The sequence below is a fragment of the [Bacillus] enclensis genome (genome assembly GCF_001456935.1).
In the GTDB taxonomy this organism is placed as follows: Bacteria; Bacillota; Bacilli; order Bacillales; family Bacillaceae_B; genus Rossellomorea; species Rossellomorea enclensis.
In genome coordinates this window covers 802,724-822,903 of the sequence record NZ_KQ758483.1, presented here as the reverse complement: position 1 = coordinate 822,903, position 20,180 = coordinate 802,724, and the positions used below count along the sequence as shown (strand labels likewise).

The following is a 20,180-nucleotide window of genomic DNA, read 5'->3' as shown; positions in this document are numbered from 1 at the left end:
GGAAAAGTTTCAATTAAGATGATTTGAACTTCGAGATTTCAGATTATATACGCTCCCTCAAACACAACTTCGGATTAAACAATGACACCCTCCTAAAGGTGCAAAGGTTAATGATTTCCGTGCTAAACGTCGCTTTCCGCTGGCGGTTATGACATGTACCTCTAAGCCCTGGAGCTGGACACATCTCACCTAACACGCTTCTCCCGCAGAAGTCTTCTTTTTGCACTCCATTTAATCGCTGGATATAGCCAATCATAATAAATAAAAAAACCTGAACTAACTTAGAAAGCAAATTAGTTCAAGTCTTATTTATTCTAAAAAATTTTCATTCCAGCCTCTTTAATTAGACTAACAACTTGTGTCTCGGTTCTTATGTTACTCTGTTGCTTCATTAGTTTCTACATCCTCATTATCCATTGTACGGACTTCTCCTTCTATGGATGTATCCAGCAGGCCCTTTTCTTCGGCTTCTTTTTTTAGTTCGAAGTATTTGTCCATAATTCGTTTTGCTATCGTTTTATTGACAATGGGATCTTTGTTCAAATGGGACCATGGCACCACTACCGAGTAGGCTATTTCCGGATTATCAAATGGTGCATATCCAATTAGTGTAGTGTTATATGTCAGTACTTCACCAATATATTTTTCTGCAGTTCCTGATTTGGCTGCCGCATTGTATGAAGCATTCCTAAATTGATCTCTTGCAGTTCCCCTAGATCCATGAGCAACTTGGTAGAAACCATTTTGAACCTGTTGAAGCTCCCTTTGAGAAACGTTTATTCTGTTTAAGACCTTTGGTTTGTTCTCATAAACGATTGGTCCAATTCTGTTTTCGGAACGATTGGGGTCGCGTATTTCTTTCATGATATGTGGTTCTATTCGATATCCCCCATTTGCAATAGCAGAAACATATTGTGCCAGCTGCATAGGAGTATATAAATCATATTGGCCGATTGCTAAATCCAGAAGTAAACCAGGTTTTCTTTCCGGTCCCTTGAGACCATAGGTTTCACCAGGCAAGTCAATCCCGGTGTTGACACCTAGCCCAAATTGGCTGTAATGGTTTCGCATAATCTCAAAAGCTTTCTCATCATATCTTACAGTTGGTTGGTTATGAGATGTAGATGCATTTGCTATTTTTAATGCGGTTTTAAACATGTAAACATTTGATGATATCTCCAAAGCTTGAATGTCATTTAAATATTTACTTCCTTGTGAAGCATTAAACCATGAACTTTTCTTCTCACCGCCGATGTTCATGGGAGCATCAAACTGAGTTTCCCCGATACTCAATTTCCCGGTCATATAACCGGTCAAAACCGTTGCTCCTTTAACTGCAGATCCAGCTTCATACGCTGAAGTGAAGGTGCCGAGAGCGTAATCCTGCATCTCCTTTTGACCATCTGTATTCTCAGTATATCTCTTCCCTACCATTGACATGATTTCACCAGTATGAGGATCCATCATCACGACAAATGCCCGATCCAGAAAAGGGGATTCCCAATATTTAGCTACCTGCTTCCCCAACTCCTCCTCAACGATCTTCTCAACTTCCTTCTGCAGCTTCATATCGACCGTCAGGACGACATCTTTGCCGCTGTGGCCTTCTTTGACAAGTTGTTCTTCGAGGACGCTTCCCTTTTTCGTGATGTATTCAATTTCTTCTTTTTGTCCTTTTAAGACATCTTCATACTGTGACTCAACATAGCTTGTGCCCACCCGGTCATTCAGTGCGTACCCTTTTGCAGTGTAGGAGTTTACTAATTCGCTTGGAAGGCCTTCTTTGGAAGAAGATACTTTTCCAAGAATCGACCGGAGGGTATCTCCAACTGCATAGGTGCGTTTCCAGTCAGTTGTGACATTGACACCTGGCATTTTAGCGAGATTCTCACTTACCCTTGCCATTTCCTCGGTGGTAACCCCTTCATTTTTTATTATTTGAGGGGAAAGGGCATAGCCCGTGTTGAACTCCCTGAAAATCGCCAGAACTTCAAGTTCGGCTTTGTTAAAGGATTGGATATTTTCCTCGGTGATTCGATCCAGCTGCATTTGATAGATATTTTTATTCACTTCATCCTTGGTTAAATCTTTGTTATCTTCCAATCTCTTAATTTCTTCTTTTGATACCAGTTTTTCAGCTTCTTCAGGGTGGGTAAGAAGCCAGTAATCCTGTCTGTCACGATCGGTGATTTTTTCTGTATTCATCTTTATCAGCTGTGCCAGCTTCCTTGCAACTTTCAGCATTTCATCCGGTTTCGTCGACTGAGTCCGTGTATAGGTGATCGCATTCATAGGGACATTGTCGACAATGACATTTCTATAGCGGTCATATATTTTCCCCCGGGGCGGACTGCCGTTATTCGCTTTTACATTTTCAGTGCGCTCAACTTCTTTCAGATAGTCATTACCGTTTACAATCTGTACGATTCCAAGCCTTAAGATCAATAATGTAAATAACACAAACACAGCAAAGAACAAAATGTTCATTCTGAATGGCAGTGGATTTCTTTTTTTATCTTTTTGTTTTTTCCCCTTCAATATGCAAACTCCTCTGTGTATGTAATCTATAAATCCCTGCCTTCATTGTACCGAAAAACCGGCTTATTATCTACCTTGTTTTTCCATTAATGGTTGAAATAGTGGATATCTGTAATTATAAGTAAGTACATTATTCATTTTTGTGATTATAAAAAACTTTCATAAAAATTATATTTTGATCGTCCGCAAAATTTGTCGACAAAGGGGTGTAGACAGCGCGTTTTCTTTCTCTTACAATAGGATTTGAATTTGAATTGATACAGAGAATAATGAGGCCAAAACTCTCCAAGCAGACTTGGTAACTAGATGATTGAGAGGTTGAATTGCAACGATGTTTAATAAACTGATGTGCAGATTCGGTATCGGATCAACAAAATTTGATTTGGTTTTGACTAAAAGAGATTACCGCCCCGGTGAAGTGATCCAAGGAGAATATGAAATTATCGGGGGCAGGATCCAACAGAAGCTGAAGCGTATCGAAACTGAGCTATTGCAGTTTGACCACAACAGTGAAAGCTCATCAGTCCTTCACTACAACACCATTTTAAGTTCTTCCACCATGAAAGCGAACGAACTAAAAAGAATCAGTTTTTCATGCAGATTAGCGGATTCATACCCGCCCAGCAGCGAAGCAATCTCTTACAAGCTGGTCACCCGCTTCGTTTTTGATGATGGCATAAATAAAGTAGACCACGATGATTTCAGAATAATAGCTTAGCAGTTTAAATCCTGCAGAAAAACCGTTCAGCATGCTGAACGGTTTTTTGTTTACAGTTTCTTGAATAAAGCTGCCATTAAATCTGATAATCCAAACACTTCCGAAGTGTTATCCTGATCGATCATATTCCTTATTTCCACAGGTTCATAACATGAAAATATACGTTCTAATCTAGCCTTGTCATACCCAAGCCCTCCTTGGAGGGATCCCAATCTGTAAACCTCCCAATCGGAAATGACAGCCCCTCCAAATTTGCCGCCCGGGCAAAAAGTGGTAAGCCCAATGTGTCCGCCCGTCTTCAATGCCTTGTTGATTACATTGGTATAACTCAATCTTCTATGGGGTGCAATATGATGAAAACACCCTGAATCATAAACAAAGTCATAGGCTCCTTCTGCAATCTCCAGGTTAAAGATATTGTTATGTATAAAGTTGATGTGTAAACCGTTTTCAACTGCACGTTCCTCTGCCCACTGCAGCGATGTGGTTGAGAGATCGACCGCATCCACTTCCCACCCATTCTTTGCAAGGTAAAGAGCATTTCTTCCCGGACCGCATCCCAATTCAAGGGCTTTACCTGGTTTAAGAATTCCATTAATGTGATAAGACACTAGATTCTCATCCGGAACATTCTTGAAGAAAGGGATATCTCTATCCCTGTCCTTGTAAAAATCAGTCCAAAAACCTTCAGGTTCTCTTAATAATGAATCAAGCATTTTAAATAAATCCTCTTGATTATAAACCGTTTCTTCCATCATGACACTCCCCTCACTGGTATAATCCCATTTTATCTCTATTGTTACAGATTATGGTTACCGCGACTTTACATTTGGATTAATTAGAAACATCATTGTTTCGATCATTCTTAATAAAATCGATAGTTAGAAGGGCTTTCTCATAGGCTGGGGCTGGGGCAAAGGATAAATGAATAGTAACCCCCGTCATTACCGTCAAACTTCTTCAACGCCTTTTCAGAGACTTTTAAAGTCATCATTTTGGAAGCAAAACACCTTAAATATTACAAATATTTCATTAATATTACAAAGGTCGCTACTCAAATAAACTGACAGCAAGCACACTGAAAATACAGCCTATAAGAACTAATAGTGTGGTCACAGTATTCACCTCTCATTCTCGCCACATTCAACTTCTACGGAATGCTTACCTAATGAAAATCCTTCGAACAATCTGCCTCCATATGGCTTCAATACTGAATCTACCAGCGATATCACCTGTCCCTTTTCCCCTGTTTGATAAAATGCGGAGAAGCTCTCTATGAATTTTTCTGCGAATACAGGATTATAAGCAGTCAATGCCCGTATAATCCATTTTGAGGAACCGATCCAATGCCTGTTCGTTCTTAACACAAACTCGTGCAGGGATTCAGCCAGCGTTCCGGCAATGAAAATTGTTTCACCATGATTGGTGCTGCCTATAAAGTCATCAAGCAGATCGGTAAGGAAATATCTTTTCATCCTAATCATAGATGAATCCCATTCAGGGGGCCCCTCATTTAACAATCCCTCAGCTTGTTCTTTCAGACGGCTGCTGTAACCATTATCTTTTATGACAACTGCTTCAGCCACCATTCTGGGCAGGGATGGCCTAGCCCTTTCGCAATCGCTCTTGAAAAAATCAATCAGCGTTTTCTTATTATGGACGAAAACTTCTATCGGCCAGTCGTATGCAAAAAGTGACTCACGATAAGCAGAATGTATACTTTCATCAATGATTACAATATCCAGATCTGAAGTGTCTGTCGCTTCCCCTCTGATTACACTTCCTCCTAATAAGACGATTTCACTAGTAAAAAAGTTTTTATCGCAGAACAATTTTGCAGCTTTACACGGATCCATTCGATTTTTATTCATTTAAACATCCCCTCTCGGTTTATTCGAGTTAACAAATAGTCATTTTCTCTCACTCTCAATATTGAGCCTAACTCCCTCGTTTGTTTTTTCTTTTAATGGGAAATATGGATGTAAACAACAAAGGAGGTCCCGCGATGAAAATCATTAAGCTGTTCAGCAGTCTGTTAATTGTTGGTCTGTTACTTGGAGGATGCGGCGGAAACGATAATGCTGAAGAAGTGAAAGAGATTGCCCCTGACAAAGAAGAAGCCACCCCTGGTACCGGTGATGAAAAAACGAATGATGACAATACTAAAAACCTGACTGCAGGTGTGGAGGATACCAAGGGCTCCCTGGAAGAATTATCGATGACACTGACGAATACTCCTGAAGAGGCAAAGAAATTAAATGAACAAGTTTCTAAAGTAGAAGAAAAGTGGGACCAAATTGAAAAACAGGTAGAAGATAACTATCCTGACGATTATGAGAACATTGAGAAAAGCCTATACCCTTTAATTGAAGAAGCAAAAAAAGATACACCTGATGCCGAAAATCTAAAGAACTTGACAGAAGATACAATGAATAAAATGAATGAGTTTCTGGAAAAAGTTAAAAATCAGTAATTAATCAGGCCGCAGCAAGGAATAAGATAATCTTGCTGCGTTTTTTTATTTTAAACGCTCAATATCAAGAACACTTTTCACTATGTAAGCAGGATTAAAATCCAAAGGAGGATTCAATTCATCAGGGTTTATCCATAACGTATCCATGCCTGCACGATTAGCCCCGCACATATCAGTATAATAATTATCACCTATAAAAAGAGTTCTCTCAGGCGAAATCCTGAACCGTTCAAGAGCATGGCGGAATATTTGAGGCTGTGGTTTGCTGTATCCTATTTCTTCAGATACAATGATTTGCTCGTCATTAAAAATGTTATTTAATTCAAGCCGCTGTACTTTTTTATAAGCATTATAGCTTGTACCATTCGTCACAATTCCTACTTTGAATGAACCTTTAATCTGTTCTATAAGCTGCTTAATCTGAAGATCGGGAACAATATTCTTAAGATAATTCCCATGATAGATTTCATTGATGGTTTCAATTTCTTCCTTTCCGGCATTAACAGAAAATTGATTGAAAGTCATTCTTAATCTTTTTAAACTTAATTCTCTAAAACTTATTTTGTTAGACTGGAAGTCTTTCCAAAGCTCCTGATTAATTTTCAAGAAAGTACTTATAAATGATTCTTCATCAACATGTCCCAGACCATTATGACATTTCACAATATCTCTGATAGCTTGCTTGTAACAGTATGAGTGATTAAATAATGTATCATCAAGATCAAATAACAAGGCATCGTATTTTTCTTTCAGCAAATGAACGAACTCCTTGAAGATTTTATATTTATTAACAATCCTTCTGTAATTTCGCCTTCATCACGAACCTGTGGGTTTTCACTTCGAAAAAGCCAACTGACTGAATCGTTTCATGTATAGAATAAAGTGCATCCTTATAACGTTCAATTGAAAAATCCGGGACTTGCCAAGGAATTGCTTTTAAGTAGTAAACGAGCGCACCGATATCATAAAATCGCTGATATGGTTCTTCTTCCTTACATTCAAATACATCGAACCCTTCCCGTCTCAATTCCTCACTTGCATTTTGAAGATTCCATTGAAGGTACTCCTTATTTACCGGGGCACCCAGTGCTTGATTGATTCGAGCGCAGTCGTTGCCTCCCACCTGCTGAGTGACGAAAATCCCGTCAGAAGTAAGTACCCGTCTTACTTCAGCTGGTGAATATTCTTCATGTTTATTAATGATAAGGTCAAATGCACCATCTCCAAATGGAAGCAAATTATCTTCTTTAACCTCTTTTACTGCGACCCCTAATGGTTGAAGACGCTGTTTCGCTATAGGTAAATTCGGAGCATACCCTTCAGTTGCATAAGTTACAGAAGGCAGCGGCTGAAATTTTGTGAGCAATTCCCCTCCCCCTGTTCCCATATCTAACATAGATGTAACCTTACGTATGTATGGAATGACGATGCTCCCATAAGACCAGCTCAGCATCCCGTTATCCATCCTTCCTGATTCCGTAATATATGAAAAATCCCAACCTGAGAAATGTTCTTCTATATCGTGTAGATGATGTTCAAATAATTCATTCATACCGGAAAACCTCCCAATTTCTTCTATAATATTATTATACCAATAACAGCCAGATATTGGATGGATATTCCTTTAATTTAATTGATGAAATTCTAGTAAATTTTACTATATGCTGATAAATAAGCAGTTCTCAGGTCATGGTAACAACTACCTGTTTAAACGTTTGCAGAATTATACTTCAATAGAACTATGAAAACAATTAAACTATTCTTTATTCTTATGTTGTCCGTCACTCTGGTCGCTGGATTTGGGAAAGATTCTGAAGTATCTGCTGCAGGTACATACACTGTGAAATATGGAGATACAATGTGGAAGATAGCAGTGAAAAATCAGGTAGGCATATCCGAACTGATTGAAGCCAACCCCCAATTAAAAAACCCGGATGTCATTTATCCCGGGCAAAGTATCTCTATACCGGGCGAAGATCAAACAGCCCAAAGTTATACATACGAAGTGGTTAAATTAGTGAATGCAGAACGGGCAAAAGCAGGACTGCAGCCACTTAAAGAGAATTGGGAACTATCAAGAGTCGCTCGTTACAAGTCCCAGGATATGATTGACAAGAATTACTTCAGTCATACCTCCCCGACTTACGGCTCTCCTTTCCAAATGATGAAGGACTTCGGTATCTCTTACCAAGCTGCAGGTGAAAACATTGCAGCAGGTCAAAGAACGCCGGCTGAAGTAGTACAAGCATGGATGAACAGCGAAGGTCACAGAAAAAACATTCTTTCTCCGTCTTATACCGAAATAGGTGTAGGATATGTAAAAGGCGGTTCTTACGGGCATTACTGGACCCAAATGTTCATCAAAAAGTAAAACCAAAATAAAATTCAGGAGGTTAATCAAAAAGGGACAAATCACAGAATATGTGATTTGTCCCTTTTTACTATCAGTGACAGTGGGAAGTCTATACGATTTTCCTGCCTGCCTGTGCCAAGGCAAAATGTATCCCATGCTGCAGTGTTTTGAAACACTCGAATCTTGAAAAATCTACCCCTGTATGTGCAATATGAGCACCAAGTTTAGCGGAAATACCTACCAGTATTGTATTTGTTCCAATTAATGATGCAGCGGCACCGATTTTTTCAATCAAGCTGGCTGAAAGGTCATCAATGTCTTCGTCCAGTGCCGTGAGGTCAAGGATTAAATAATTTGCTTTGTATGATGGAAGATTATGTAAGGTCTTGGAAACCAGTTCTTCCGCACGTTCGCCATCATATTTTCCAAGAAGCGGCACTACGACCACCCCTTCTAGAACGGGAATGATTGGTGAGGAAAGGGCCTTTACAAGCTCCTTCAGGTCTCTTGTTTTATCTTCCACCACGGCTTCTAATTGTCTGATATGTTCTGTCTCTTTTTTCCGTGCGAGTTCATGGATGTTATTGTTTATTGTAATGTCAGATGGATAATATTCAACCTTCGAGCAATCATATCCATTAAGCTGGTATTGGATGACATTGTACCAGATATTCGTTTTAAACAAACCGGTAAAAATACCTGCAAAATGGGCAGGCAGAAATTTACCTCCCTCATTTTTTTCCTGGGCGACATTGATTTTATGCTCCCAGCTGTCTTTCAAATAGATTGTTGCTGTCTTTTCCTTAATATCAAGCTTTTCAGTGGATATTCGTCCCCAGCCGGCTGAAGCATATGTATGCCCGATCAATTCTGATGCTTCTTCCGGTCCGACATGCTTCAGGTTCTCGAAATATTCTCCAACTACAAGACCCTGGCGGTAGCCTGTCGTCTCAAGCACCAGGTTAGCTGCCTCTACCCCTGAGACTTCTTCTATCGTATCAAAAAACATTTTCATTGCACTGGAAATCCAGAATAGTACTGCATCCTGCCCTTCGTACGAAAATTGCCCCGTGTCCATATTCCAATCGAAACTGATTCCTTCTACATTCATATTGGTCTGAGTTTGCACGACAGCCCCTCCTAAATAATAAATAACTCTGTAAAATGTATCTCATTGTATTAGTGAATAACTAGTATGTATGATCCAGCGTAATGCCTGTATTTCAAAATCATTCATCTCTTATATTTAATTTTAGCATAGATTAATTATAAAAATTGCTAAATACAACTATTTCACAAAAAAATCCCTTTATAATTTGATAATAAGGACCATTAATGAATAAGTACTAAAATGAATAGGCGTGATGATTCAATCATCACGCCTGTATACTAAATTTCTTTTATAGCCTCTTCAATTGGTTTGTTTCCGGAAATAAGGTCAAATCCTCGATTATAAGTATGTTCTTCGGTAAGAGAAGCATAGATGGCTTTTGCTACATCCTCCCGCGGGATGGATCCCCTTGATAAATTTTCGGCTGCCGATACTTTACCAGTCCCGTTTTCATTCAATAACCCTCCCGGACGGATAATGGTGTAAGTCAGTCCACTTCTTTCCAGTTCCTTATCGGCATAATGTTTTGCTGCATAATAAGGCAGTAAAGATTCATTCCAATTTTCACGGTGATGTGCCTGAAGTGCACTTACGATGATAAAACGTTTAATGTCAACCTGCTTTGCAGCTTCCATCGTCTTTACGGCGCCATCCAAATCGACAAGCAGTGTCTTATCTGAATCTGTAGCACCGCCTGAACCTGCTGTGAACACTACCGCATCCGCGCCCCTCAGTCCTTCGGAGATTTCCTCAACGCTCGCTTCTAAATCCACGAGAGATGCCGCTATGCCTTCTGCCTTAAAAGATCGAGCCTGATCTTCTTTTCTGACAATGGCGTTTGGATTAAATTGCTCACTGTCATCCAGCAATTTAATCAGATGTCTGCCTATCTGACCATTAGCGCCTACTACTGCTACTTTCATATTTCCATCTCCTTTTCCGATTGAATTGGTATGAATTAATGATTACATGTTTGCGCATCCTTTACAAATAATCTGCATGAGTCAAGGAAATTTGAATAAATGTCCGGGGACAAGATCCTTCTTTCTTATCATCCTTGTGATTTAATTTATTATCCTTCTTTTACTATACCGATCACAAATCCATCGTAGCCTTTCGTGCCTACTGTTTGAATTGCTGTAGAATCGATTAATTCACTGTCTGATAAAATGTCTATAAATGTCCGCACCCCTTTAATATTTTCATCAGGACTCTTGGCGTCAATTACCCTTCCCCCGTGGACCACATTATCCGTAATAATAACCGTTCCCGGCTCCGAAAGCTCAATTGCCCATTTAATATAGTGAGGGTTATTTTTTTTGTCTGCATCAATAAAGATAAAATCGAATTTTTGCCCTTTTAAGGAAGGCAGAGTGTCCAAAGCGGCACCTGTCAGGATTTTCACTTTATTTTCAAGGCCTGCTTTTCTAATATTTCCCCGTGCCACTTCAGCATGTTTTTCACTGTACTCTAATGTAATTAAAGAACCATTCTCAGGGAGTGCCCTCGCCATCCATATACTGCTGTATCCTCCAAGCGTGCCGATTTCAAGGATTCGTTTTGCACCTTTCATCTTAACCAGCATATGCAGCATCTTTCCTTGAGAGGGAGACACATCAATCGAAGGCATTTCAGCTTCTTCGTTCGCTTTCATGACTTCATTCATCAATTGGTCTTTTTTATGTAATTTAGCAGTGAAATATTGGTCTACTTCTTTCCAAGTTTTTTCATTCATCAATTCTGGCTCCTTTAAATGGAAGTTTAACTTTTCTGAATAATACTACCATAATTTGTTAAAGGAGTCATTGAAAAAGACCGGCATCTCGCCGGTCTTTATTACTTAAAATGTATGTGCAAGATCTTTTGCACGTTCAATGCCGTTTTCTTTGATTTCTAGAGCTTTTTCCGGCATGGCGGCATGACCTTCTATGAACAGTCCTTCGAAGGATGGAACTCCGTAGAATTGCATCATGATGTCAAGGTAGCGGTGCCCCATTTCCATTTGTGCTGCAGGTCCCTCTGAATAAACGCCTCCACGTGCTTGGATATGAAGGGCTTTTTTATCGGTAAGAAGACCGATCGGACCATGTTCTGTATATTTGAATGTTTTTCCTGCAACTGATACGGCATCGATATATGCTTTCATTACTGGCGGGAATGAGAAATTCCAGAACGGAGTGACAAATACATATTTATCAGCTTCTACAAATTGATCGACGAGTTCAGTCAAGCGGCCGACTTTTGCTTTCTCGCTGTCTGATAGCTCTTCAAATCCTTTACCTGTCTGGAGTTTACCCCATCCGCTGAACACATCAGCATCAATTTGCGGGATATCTTCTTTGTATAAATCAATCGCGACAACCTCGTGTGCCGGATTTACGTCCTTGTATTTGTCAATAAATGCCTTTCCAGCAGCCATGCTGAATGATTGTGAGTCATCGTGCGGATGAGCCGTGATGTATAATACCTTGGTCATTTCTTAAATCTTCCTTTCTTTTTGTTTAAGTAATATATAATGATTACAACATATCTCAATAAGATATATTATTAATTCGAGATTATTGTAAGACATGCAAAATTTTTTATCAAGAAATATGCTCGTGAGATTACTCGTTGGACTAAAAAGATAACTCCTGAGCCTCCACGGTCGTGCCTCCCTGCGGGGTACACTCAATAAACCACTAGAAAGGGGCTGGAATCTAAATGTGATTCGAACAAATTTAAACCCGAACTAATTTGCCTTATCTTGTGCAAATCAGTTCGGGTTTCACTTAGATTAAAACACTTCTTTTGTACTAGCCTTTTTCGACTTAGCTTTTACGATGAGAAAATGCGGATGTGTCATGAGATATCGATAGGATTTTTCTTTAATTGATTTCATTTTTTCTGTTGGTTGGGGTTCGACAAACCGTTCAAGATGAAAATAATGGGTGGTGTCATTAAGGACTCTGCCCAATGGCTTTCTGAAAAAAGTGACATCGATTGTAATATGCGGCTTTTTCCATGTTTCCGTGATGGTTTCTGAAGTAAAATAGTCTTCGCAGTTATTTCGGGTAAAGTCCATAAATGGATGATGAATGGAAAAGAGGAAGGTACCGCCCGGTTTCAATACACGGTTAAATTCCTTAAAAGTGTCATCCCAGTTCTCAAAATAGTGAAGCGTTAGAGAACTGACGATGATATCAAATGAGTCGGCTTCAAATGGAAGCGGCTTTTGAAGGTCTTGGCATAATACCTGTGCCGAGTCCCCCACCCTCACTTTGGCCGCTTTAACCATCTCAGGACTTATATCAATTCCTGTGACCTTTGCTCCTTGGGAGGCAAAATACTGTGTGTACCAGCCTGCTGCACAACCTGCATCCAAAATGGAATATCCTTCTAACTTCCCGGGCAGCTCAGCAATCATGGCAGGCCGCTCATAATAAGCATTGTATGGACTTGCTTTATCGATATCATGTTGGTATGTCTCAGCTAATCGATTATATGTATGTTGAATGGAGTCAGACATTTGACGGCCCTTCCTTTCACGTTCTTCAATTTTTCATAATTGTAGTTTACCATTTCTTCCTATAAACTAGAATGGTCATTATTAACTTTATTCAGGGAGGAAAATATGGGGTATAATCTTGGGGATATTCTATTCCAGCTGATTGTATTCAGCTTAATCATTATTGGTGTGGTTTCATTCACCCTTTTCATTCGCAGGCTGATCATCAATTCAAAGGTCCAATCTCATTCTGCGGTTGATTTGAACAAGAAACTTGACCGGATTATTGAGCTTTTGGAAAAAAAGAATCCATAACAATAAGCATCTCAACAGGGAAATGCTTCATTCAACTTTAACAGGGGGAACTAATGGAAACAAAAATAAACTCAAAAGCTATACTGATTACTTTCATGATCGGGGCTTTTTTCGCTATTCTCAATGAAACCTTACTTAATATAGCTTTGACTGAATTAATGGAAGTATTCGGGGTCAATGCCCCCACAGTCCAATGGCTCGCTACAGGCTTTATGCTTGTAATGGGAGTATTGATGCCGATATCAGCTTTATTGATTCAATGGTTCACGACCAGACAAATGTTTATCGGTGTCATGACGATATTCTTGATTGGAACGACAATCGCTGCAGGTGCAATGAATTTTCCGATGCTCTTAGCAGGACGGATGATTCAGGCAGTGGGTACCGGGTTGTTGATACCGGTCATCATGAACGCATTGTTACTTATCTATAAGCCGGAAGTCCGCGGGAAAATAATGGGGACCTTTGGACTCGTGATCATGTTTGCGCCGGCGATCGGCCCGACATTATCCGGTGTAATCGTTGATATGCTCGGATGGAGATGGTTGTTTATCACGGTCATCCCATTTTCAATTTTTTCTATCCTTTTTGCATGGAAATACTTGCAAAACGTAGGTGAAGTGACACGTCCCGGAGTGGATGTGTGGTCAATCATCCTTTCTTCTATTGGGATTGCCGGGATCGTGTATGGTTTCAGCTCTGCCGGAGAAAATGGGGAAGGATTCACCTCTTCCAAAATCATTTTAATCATCCTGATCAGTGCAGTCAGTCTCGTCTGGTTTGTTTTAAGACAGTTGAAATTGGATGAGCCCCTGCTTGATGTTCGCGTATTCAAATACAAAAGTTACGCCCGGGGTGTCATTCTATTCATCATTGTAATCATGGCCATGTTCGCCTCTGAAATTGTCATGCCAATGTATCTGCAGGGTCCTCTTGGATATTCTGCCAAGATAGCCGGACTGCTTTTGCTGCCCGGAGCATTGTTGAATGGATTGATGTCACCGGTCATGGGGTCATTATTCGATAAATTCGGGCCTAGAAAATTGATCATTCCCGGTACTATTGTGCTGTCAGGAGTCATCTTTTTCTTCAGCAATATTAACGAAGCCACCCCTATTTGGCTTTTCATCGTCGTATACGTATTATTGATGCTGTCGATCTCGGCGATCATGATGCCTGCACAAACGAATGCATTGAATGAGCTGCCTAAGTACTTGTATCCACATGGTACAGCTATTGCAAACACATTACAGCCTGTTTCCGGTGCTTTGGGTGTTTCAATATTCGTGAGCATCATGACCCAAAGCAGGGAAAACTTCATGAACAGCTATAACGGAAAAGTAACACAGGATGTAATGAATGATGCGATGACATATGGTGTCCACCATGCATACTGGTTCGCCCTTGCTCTGGCTTTATCAGCGGTCATCATCTCCTTATTCATTCGAAAAGCAGCTGCCCCTGATTTTAATGAAACTATGAGTGAATAAAGTAGAAAAACCTCGTCTGGTTATGACGAGGTTTTTTTACTCTATAAAAAATAGCCTGTTTCCTTAAAAATGGGAATAGGATTTCAAATTAAGTTGTAGTTTTTACTCTTTTAGGACTCTTATCCTTCACAAAAAATGCAAAGAAAAGACCAATGATAGCAGATATTCCTGCAACAATAAATGAAACATTGACCCCATGTACAAGACCTTCCACTCCTCTGGCGGGCTGTGCCGCGGTAGTCATGACCGTCACGAGTAAAGCAGTACCGACAGCACCGGAAACTTGCCTCATCGTATTGTTCATAGCCGTACCGTGGGGGATTAAATGGTTAGGCAGCTGATTTAAACCTGCGGTGGTGACGGGCATCATCACCATTGCCACCCCCAGCATCCTGAAAGCATTTACGACAGTCAGATACATGAAGGAAGTCTGAGGTGTAAGATTCGAGAACATGAATGTTGTAATTGAAATCAGGATCAATCCCGTAACCGCAAGCCACTTTGCCCCGAATTTATCAAATATCCTTCCCGTAATCGGGTTCATGAAGCCCATTATGAGGGCTCCGGGAAGCAGCATCAGACCTGATTCAAAGGCTGAATAGCCAAGCATGTTCTGCATCAATATCGGCAGGATTGTCGCACCCCCGATCATGGCGATAAATACGAGCATTCCAAGTATTGTGGTAATCGTGAATAATTTTATCTTGAATACCCTGAACTCAAGAATAGGCTGTTTTAATTTAAATTGCCTCAATATGAACAGGGTCAGTGTAATTGAACCTATAATCATCGACACAATCACGTGCACACTGCTCCATCCCTCTGTTCCTGCAGTACTGAAACCATACAACAGCCCTCCGAAACCGAACGAAGATAAAATGATAGATAGGATATCTACTTTAGGGAACGTCTGCTTCGTAACATTGACGAGAATGAAATAGGCGACAATCAGGTCAATGATGACGATTGGAAGAATGACATAGAATAAGCTCCTCCAAGGGAACTGATCCACCAGCCAGCCTGACAGAGTCGGACCGATGGCCGGGGCAAAGGAAATGACCAGTCCGAACATTCCCATGGCACTCCCCCGCTTTTCCACAGGGAAAATCAGAAATAGAATCGTCTGCATCAGCGGCATAATGATACCAGCGCCGGAAGCCTGAATGACCCTTCCCACCATCAGGATGCCAAAATTTGGTGCAACAGCACAGATTAGCGTTCCTGCAGCAAAAAGACCCAGGGCCGTCAGGAAAAGTGAGCGTGTTGTAAATCGTTCAATCAAGAATGCTGTGATGGGGATCATGACCCCGTTCACCAGCATGAAAATGGAAGTCAGCCATTGAGCTGTACTGGCTTCCAGGTGCAGGTCTTCCATGATATGCGGGAGAGCAGTTGCAAGCAGAGTCTGATTCAATATGGCCGCAAATGCCCCGGAAATTAACACCAGCAATAATGGGAATTTATTAATGGAATCGGGTGATTGCGATACATCGTGTGATTTTGGCTTCATTTTCTCCCTTCTTTCTTATATAAATTAAATGTTTAATCTTTTTGTTAGCTTGTTTTAGTCATGCCAGTTTGAAGAAGCTGTATTTCAACTTTATACTTGGTCACTGCTTCTTCAAACGTTAAATCGTTTGAGATGCTGTGGACAAGATTATGGAACGTTACCGCTGATAATATCTGCAGGATATGATATACCTGATTTTCTTCCGAGATATTAAGGCTGTCCCAATCCACAAGGTGAAATACTTCATCATACCTTTTGCTCAATTCTTCTTTACTGATGAATTTGGTGAATGCTTTTTCAATCTTATAATTCATATTTAAGAGGACGTTTTTTATGAAATTGCTCTGACCTTCACTATGTGAACGTTTTAATGTGTGGGAGAATACTTCAATGAATGCTTGAAAGAGATCTCCTTGATATTTCTTTAAGTTGAATAAGAATTCTTCATGTCTTTCCTGTGTATGTTCATTCAGCAGATAAAAAAATGCATCTTCTTTATCTTCAAAGTATTGATAAAAGCTTCCTCTCGGTATCCCGGCTGATTTCAAGATGTTTGAAATAGAGGCTTCATAGAGAGATACGCGGGAGAACTCCTTTTTTGCCGCCTCAATCAGGATATGCCTTTTTTCTTCATTTAAATTATAAAAAGTCGGCTTTGGCATATACATCCCCCTTCCTAAGTGACACAGTGTCATTTTCAAGACCTTCCTTACTATAGATGACACGATGTCATATGTCAAAGGATAAACTTAGCTCGTTGTGTTTTCTTTCATATGAAAAAGCGCCCGATATCGAGCGCTTTTCAACATCAAAGATTCTTTCATTATTCGTTTTTTGCAATCAATCGACAATCTTGTATATCCAGTGACCACAATCCGGAATTCATCACAACACCGGATTTCAGCAGCTCTATCCGCTTATTGAATATAGGTCCATCTGTCACGAATGTATGATATTCACCCGCCTCACCCATCACACAGATCGCTTTCTGCCGAATTTCTTCATAAAACTGAAAATCAAGGATCCTGCCCGGACAGGTTTGATCGAAGTGTTCGCTTGAGGCCCTGCAAATGTAAGCGGTGAACCCGAGAGACAAGAATTCCTGCATGAGTTCATTCGAGTCTTCCGGAGATATCCAAGCAGGGAATATGGGTTCGACTCCGGCTTTATGAGAAATTTCCTCATTCCATTTCCTATCTTCTTTTGCATACAAACTTCCAAACGCCACTTGTTCAATACCCAGCTCGGCTTTCAAACCCTTGAGTGCAGCCACAAGCGAAGCTTCATAATTTCCTTCTGAATCAATAAGCACTAGCGGCAGTCCCAACGCCTCCGCCTGGTATTTGAGGATCTTTAATTTAATTCCGTGTGCATGGTTTCGTTCGTCTTTACTGGAAACCATCGAAACAAGACATACGATTTCTTCATTATCCTTCATGAGGCGATATAATGCGAGACTGCAATCCTTACCACTGCTCCAGCAGACTGCTGTCTTTCGTTTCTTCCTACTATCCATATAGTTCCCTGCCTTCCACCATACTTTCCCTGTTATCTTCTCAATAGTAGCACAATAAAAAACGATTTGGTTTTGCATGAAGGGAATAAGAAGGAAAAATCAACAGATGATAATACTAAAACAGGAGGACCTCTATTTTGAAAAAATTAAGGATGTGTATGTTCCTGATTCCATTGATGACGCTTGGATTGCACGGGACGGTCTGCGAAGCAAAGTACTTAGAAAGCATAAACGTGACCATTCCTTCTTATGCGAAATGGGGCCGTCTTGCAATGAAAAAAACAAAAGAACGTTATCCCCAGGCTCAGATCATCGACTATCTTCATATTGGCCGTGAAGACAGTGGAGGCATCAGCACAGAAAAATTCAAACTATGGCTAAAGGGAAAAGATAAAGAATTCGGAGTGCTTGTAAACATAAGATTTGACACTAAAACCGAACAGTTGAAGCAGATTTCTTTTAGCGAGGTGTCACGTTAATAACAAACAAGCTGATTCATTATCCGGAGATTACTTCCCCGGATACAGCAGGGTCTCCTTCAGGCAGGCCCATTTCTCCAGGTTTTAGTTTAGAAGTTTCCGGAAGGGAGCGGAGTGTTTTGTTTATAGTCCATACCAGGGCTATAAACAAAATCCCTCCTGAGCTTGATATATATACTGCTTCCGGGCCGAACTGGCTGGCCAGCAGCCCTCCAAGAAGAGAGCCGAGCGGCATTGCCACCGCTCCCAATGATGCTGTTACAGAAAATATCCTGCCCAGTAACCTGGATGGGACCATTGACTGAATCGCAGATCCAAATATGACATTTGTCGCCCCAATGGGTATCCATGAAATACCAAATAAAAGAATACTTATACTGTTGCTGGATATGAAACCCGAACTTAGCCACATCGTTCCTCCAATCATAAATGATAGAATGGTAAGCTTGCCGACCGGGAAGCGCCCTAGCCAAGAAGCGGAAAGCGCACCTATAAGCGCCCCCCCTGAAATTGCCGCCAAATAAAGTCCGTAAAGCCCGGAACCAGCCCTGCCATCTGCAAAAGCAGGTAAGATTGCATACACAGATCCAATAGCAAAGTTTGCAACGATTGATCCCAGGAGGAATTTGGCCAGATGGGAACGGAATACTATTGAAAAACCTTCAATAAGATCAGTTTTGTATTGGTGTATCGTTTGTTTAATCTTTTGTTTTTCTTTAACTGATTCTTTTTCAGGAATATTTAACAGGCTGAAAAGTATGCACGCAGCAATAAAGGTAACCGCATCAATTAAATAGAGGGTAATTGCTCCGATCATAGTCAGGAGAATACCGGCTATGGCGTTGAAGGCAAGATCGACCCCTTGAAAAGCAAAAGAAAACAAAGAGTTGCCTTTAACCAGTTGATCTTTACGGACGATTCTGGGCAGCAGTGCTGCCTGACCTGGATAGACAAATTGATTAATTGCAGAAATGATCGGCATAATTACCAGGATGAAGACCACAGTAAGAAATCCCATGTAGTGTGCGATTGGAATCATCAATACAAGCAAAGCCTGGATGATCTGAGTCAAAATTAAAACCTTCTTGATCTTCCATCTATCAACGAGCGGCCCAATCAGAAATTGCAGGGTCCCCGGAAGCAGTGTCAGAAATCCGGCCAGACCCGTGTAAAATGCATTCCCCCCCATTTCATATACAAGCCACATTGCTGCAACATAGTAAATACTGTCACCCATATTCGTGACCAGTCTCCCAAAAAATAACCAAGCAAAATTTCTGTTATGAAACAATAATTCTTTCATGCTTTCCCCTCCTAAATCAGTGTGATTATTTTATTCGGTAAAAATAATTTTACCGTGTCATCAAAAAAATACTTTTATACAGTAAGTTTTTTTTTACTGATTGTCTAAAAAAAACCGATCAACGGTCTTTTTCTTTTTCCACATCCAAAAGCCTTCCTGCAAATTTAGATTCTTCCACCTCGAAACCAATCCCGGTCATATAATAGACATTTTGTTCAACGTCTTTTTCTTCTCTTGCTCTTTTTTGAAATTCACCGACAAGTTCGAAGTATGCTTTAACAAACCATTTAAAGTTATCCTCTGAACTTGTGGTTTCCCAGGATGATGCAAGTATATTCCAATCAGATGGATCTTTATCTCCAGCCTCTTCAAATGCTGAACTTGGTGCTTCAAGTATCCGGCTCATCGTCCTCTCGAGCATACCGTACATCATCAGTCTTTTCGTTTCACTTATTTCTTCTCTATGAGGCAGCAGGCTTGCATCAGGATAAAAACCGCTAGATACCGACTGAAAGAATTTTTGTATTATTCCGTTCTTTTCTTCGGTCTTAACGATTTCGATCAATCCCAGTTTCTCTAATTCCTTCAAGTGATAATGAATTCTTGCGCGGGACATTTCAAACAACTCAGAAAGCTGCTGTCCTGTATATGGCTTTTCTACAAGGCGCATCATAAGCTTGATACGAAACGGATCACTTAACGCTTTTAACTGATCATATTCCTTGATGATGAACATTGATTTCATTTAGACATCCCCATGTAATAAAATTAACTCGGTAAATTTTATTTTACCGTGTAGCTGAATTTTATCATGTTGGATCACTTCAATACAATAGGCTTCTACTCTTTTTCTCTCGACAAACTTTGCGCGCGGGAGGATTTCAATT

At 40.3% G+C, this 20,180-nt stretch carries 21 protein-coding genes; 6 read left to right on the top strand and 15 right to left on the bottom strand.

Annotated features, from left to right (window positions below; all coding sequences use genetic code 11):
• Positions 1-375: 375 nt before the first annotated feature.
• On the bottom strand, positions 376-2,487 hold the full coding sequence (locus AS034_RS11740) for a peptidoglycan D,D-transpeptidase FtsI family protein (RefSeq protein WP_082641686.1): 2,112 nt from the start codon (positions 2,485-2,487) through the stop codon (positions 376-378).
• Between the two features lie 382 nt (positions 2,488-2,869).
• Between AS034_RS11740 and AS034_RS11735 the strand changes: the two genes are divergently transcribed.
• On the top strand, positions 2,870-3,256 hold the full coding sequence (locus AS034_RS11735) for a sporulation protein (RefSeq protein WP_032088552.1): 387 nt from the start codon (positions 2,870-2,872) through the stop codon (positions 3,254-3,256).
• Between the two features lie 50 nt (positions 3,257-3,306).
• Here the strand turns inward: AS034_RS11735 and AS034_RS11730 are convergent, their stop codons facing one another.
• Together AS034_RS11730 and AS034_RS11725 are read right to left on the bottom strand one after the other, a co-directional pair.
• Positions 3,307-4,011, bottom strand: coding sequence for a class I SAM-dependent methyltransferase (locus AS034_RS11730; RefSeq protein WP_074440001.1), 705 nt, complete (start codon positions 4,009-4,011; stop codon positions 3,307-3,309).
• A gap of 366 nt (positions 4,012-4,377) precedes the next feature.
• Positions 4,378-5,127 (bottom strand): nucleotidyltransferase domain-containing protein, encoded by a 750-nt coding sequence (locus AS034_RS11725; RefSeq protein ID WP_244888146.1) that lies wholly within the window; start codon positions 5,125-5,127, stop codon positions 4,378-4,380.
• 134 nt (positions 5,128-5,261) lie between these two features.
• Here AS034_RS11725 and AS034_RS11720 point away from each other — a divergent pair, with 134 nt between their 5' ends.
• Entirely contained in the window at positions 5,262-5,729 is a 468-nt protein-coding gene (locus AS034_RS11720; RefSeq protein ID WP_058298574.1) for a hypothetical protein, read from the top strand.
• A 45-nt stretch (positions 5,730-5,774) separates the two neighbouring features.
• On the opposite strand, the gene AS034_RS11715 is transcribed toward AS034_RS11720, so the two are convergent.
• Both AS034_RS11715 and AS034_RS11710 read right to left on the bottom strand, forming a co-directional pair.
• Positions 5,775-6,485: an HAD family hydrolase gene (locus tag AS034_RS11715; RefSeq protein ID WP_032088555.1), complete on the bottom strand. Its 711-nt coding sequence runs from the start codon at positions 6,483-6,485 to the stop codon at positions 5,775-5,777.
• A 31-nt stretch (positions 6,486-6,516) separates the two neighbouring features.
• The gene (locus AS034_RS11710) at positions 6,517-7,281 is read right to left on the bottom strand and encodes a class I SAM-dependent methyltransferase (protein WP_058298573.1); all 765 of its coding nucleotides are present in this window, start codon (positions 7,279-7,281) and stop codon (positions 6,517-6,519) included.
• 189 nt (positions 7,282-7,470) lie between these two features.
• On the opposite strand from AS034_RS11710, the gene safA reads away from it, so the two are divergent.
• Positions 7,471-8,100 (top strand): SafA/ExsA family spore coat assembly protein, encoded by a 630-nt coding sequence (gene safA / locus AS034_RS11705; RefSeq protein WP_082641673.1) that lies wholly within the window; start codon positions 7,471-7,473, stop codon positions 8,098-8,100.
• A 91-nt stretch (positions 8,101-8,191) separates the two neighbouring features.
• Here safA and AS034_RS11700 read toward each other — a convergent pair whose 3' ends face one another.
• The 5 genes from AS034_RS11700 to AS034_RS11680 all read right to left on the bottom strand — a co-directional run bounded on the left by AS034_RS11700 (position 8,192) and on the right by AS034_RS11680 (position 12,701).
• Entirely contained in the window at positions 8,192-9,211 is a 1,020-nt protein-coding gene (locus AS034_RS11700) for an STAS domain-containing protein (RefSeq protein WP_141687707.1), read from the bottom strand.
• Positions 9,212-9,471: 260 nt separating this feature from the next.
• A complete protein-coding gene (locus tag AS034_RS11695; RefSeq protein WP_032088558.1) occupies positions 9,472-10,116 on the bottom strand; it encodes an SDR family oxidoreductase in 645 nt (214 codons plus the stop codon).
• Positions 10,117-10,265: 149 nt separating this feature from the next.
• A complete protein-coding gene (locus AS034_RS11690; RefSeq protein WP_058298571.1) occupies positions 10,266-10,928 on the bottom strand; it encodes an O-methyltransferase in 663 nt (220 codons plus the stop codon).
• Positions 10,929-11,033: 105 nt separating this feature from the next.
• Positions 11,034-11,669: an FMN-dependent NADH-azoreductase gene (locus tag AS034_RS11685; protein ID WP_058298570.1), complete on the bottom strand. Its 636-nt coding sequence runs from the start codon at positions 11,667-11,669 to the stop codon at positions 11,034-11,036.
• Between the two features lie 300 nt (positions 11,670-11,969).
• Entirely contained in the window at positions 11,970-12,701 is a 732-nt protein-coding gene (locus AS034_RS11680) for a class I SAM-dependent methyltransferase (protein ID WP_058298569.1), read from the bottom strand.
• A gap of 105 nt (positions 12,702-12,806) precedes the next feature.
• Here AS034_RS11680 and AS034_RS11675 point away from each other — a divergent pair, with 105 nt between their 5' ends.
• Together AS034_RS11675 and AS034_RS11670 are read left to right on the top strand one after the other, a co-directional pair.
• The gene (locus AS034_RS11675) at positions 12,807-12,995 is read left to right on the top strand and encodes a DUF4083 domain-containing protein (RefSeq protein WP_032088562.1); all 189 of its coding nucleotides are present in this window, start codon (positions 12,807-12,809) and stop codon (positions 12,993-12,995) included.
• Positions 12,996-13,048: 53 nt separating this feature from the next.
• On the top strand, positions 13,049-14,485 hold the full coding sequence (locus tag AS034_RS11670; protein ID WP_058298568.1) for an MDR family MFS transporter: 1,437 nt from the start codon (positions 13,049-13,051) through the stop codon (positions 14,483-14,485).
• An 88-nt stretch (positions 14,486-14,573) separates the two neighbouring features.
• On the opposite strand, the gene AS034_RS11665 is transcribed toward AS034_RS11670, so the two are convergent.
• From AS034_RS11665 to AS034_RS11655, 3 genes are all read right to left on the bottom strand, one after another.
• The gene (locus tag AS034_RS11665) at positions 14,574-15,995 is read right to left on the bottom strand and encodes an MDR family MFS transporter (protein WP_058298567.1); all 1,422 of its coding nucleotides are present in this window, start codon (positions 15,993-15,995) and stop codon (positions 14,574-14,576) included.
• Positions 15,996-16,039: 44 nt separating this feature from the next.
• Positions 16,040-16,657, bottom strand: a complete 618-nt coding sequence (locus AS034_RS11660) for a TetR/AcrR family transcriptional regulator (RefSeq protein ID WP_032088565.1) — start codon at positions 16,655-16,657, stop codon at positions 16,040-16,042.
• A 161-nt stretch (positions 16,658-16,818) separates the two neighbouring features.
• Positions 16,819-17,511, bottom strand: coding sequence for a Dph6-related ATP pyrophosphatase (locus AS034_RS11655; RefSeq protein WP_074440000.1), 693 nt, complete (start codon positions 17,509-17,511; stop codon positions 16,819-16,821).
• A 152-nt stretch (positions 17,512-17,663) separates the two neighbouring features.
• On the opposite strand from AS034_RS11655, the gene AS034_RS11650 reads away from it, so the two are divergent.
• Positions 17,664-17,990: a YqzG/YhdC family protein gene (locus AS034_RS11650; protein ID WP_052011615.1), complete on the top strand. Its 327-nt coding sequence runs from the start codon at positions 17,664-17,666 to the stop codon at positions 17,988-17,990.
• 19 nt (positions 17,991-18,009) lie between these two features.
• Here the strand turns inward: AS034_RS11650 and AS034_RS11645 are convergent, their stop codons facing one another.
• Complete coding sequence (locus tag AS034_RS11645) at positions 18,010-19,293, bottom strand: MFS transporter (RefSeq protein WP_058298565.1); 1,284 nt, start codon at positions 19,291-19,293, stop codon at positions 18,010-18,012.
• A 118-nt stretch (positions 19,294-19,411) separates the two neighbouring features.
• A complete protein-coding gene (locus AS034_RS11640) occupies positions 19,412-20,038 on the bottom strand; it encodes an ArsR/SmtB family transcription factor (RefSeq protein WP_058298564.1) in 627 nt (208 codons plus the stop codon).
• Positions 20,039-20,180: the final 142 nt, after the last annotated feature.

Bases quoted from the DNA above. Each gene is read 5' to 3' on its own strand.
- AS034_RS11740 (WP_082641686.1), bottom strand. From the start codon at position 2,487: ATGAACATTTTGTTCTTTGCTGTGTTTGTGTTATTTACATTATTGATC.
- AS034_RS11735 (WP_032088552.1), top strand. From the start codon at position 2,870: ATGTTTAATAAACTGATGTGCAGATTCGGTATCGGATCAACAAAATTT.
- AS034_RS11730 (WP_074440001.1), bottom strand. From the start codon at position 4,011: ATGGAAGAAACGGTTTATAATCAAGAGGATTTATTTAAAATGCTTGAT.
- AS034_RS11725 (WP_244888146.1), bottom strand. From the start codon at position 5,127: ATGAATAAAAATCGAATGGATCCGTGTAAAGCTGCAAAATTGTTCTGC.
- AS034_RS11720 (WP_058298574.1), top strand. From the start codon at position 5,262: ATGAAAATCATTAAGCTGTTCAGCAGTCTGTTAATTGTTGGTCTGTTA.
- AS034_RS11710 (WP_058298573.1), bottom strand. From the start codon at position 7,281: ATGAATGAATTATTTGAACATCATCTACACGATATAGAAGAACATTTC.
- safA (WP_082641673.1), top strand. From the start codon at position 7,471: ATGAAAACAATTAAACTATTCTTTATTCTTATGTTGTCCGTCACTCTG.
- AS034_RS11695 (WP_032088558.1), bottom strand. From the start codon at position 10,116: ATGAAAGTAGCAGTAGTAGGCGCTAATGGTCAGATAGGCAGACATCTG.
- AS034_RS11690 (WP_058298571.1), bottom strand. From the start codon at position 10,928: ATGAATGAAAAAACTTGGAAAGAAGTAGACCAATATTTCACTGCTAAA.
- AS034_RS11685 (WP_058298570.1), bottom strand. From the start codon at position 11,669: ATGACCAAGGTATTATACATCACGGCTCATCCGCACGATGACTCACAA.
- AS034_RS11680 (WP_058298569.1), bottom strand. From the start codon at position 12,701: ATGTCTGACTCCATTCAACATACATATAATCGATTAGCTGAGACATAC.
- AS034_RS11675 (WP_032088562.1), top strand. From the start codon at position 12,807: ATGGGGTATAATCTTGGGGATATTCTATTCCAGCTGATTGTATTCAGC.
- AS034_RS11670 (WP_058298568.1), top strand. From the start codon at position 13,049: ATGGAAACAAAAATAAACTCAAAAGCTATACTGATTACTTTCATGATC.
- AS034_RS11665 (WP_058298567.1), bottom strand. From the start codon at position 15,995: ATGAAGCCAAAATCACACGATGTATCGCAATCACCCGATTCCATTAAT.
- AS034_RS11660 (WP_032088565.1), bottom strand. From the start codon at position 16,657: ATGCCAAAGCCGACTTTTTATAATTTAAATGAAGAAAAAAGGCATATC.
- AS034_RS11655 (WP_074440000.1), bottom strand. From the start codon at position 17,511: ATGGATAGTAGGAAGAAACGAAAGACAGCAGTCTGCTGGAGCAGTGGT.
- AS034_RS11650 (WP_052011615.1), top strand. From the start codon at position 17,664: ATGTGTATGTTCCTGATTCCATTGATGACGCTTGGATTGCACGGGACG.
- AS034_RS11645 (WP_058298565.1), bottom strand. From the start codon at position 19,293: ATGAAAGAATTATTGTTTCATAACAGAAATTTTGCTTGGTTATTTTTT.
- AS034_RS11640 (WP_058298564.1), bottom strand. From the start codon at position 20,038: ATGAAATCAATGTTCATCATCAAGGAATATGATCAGTTAAAAGCGTTA.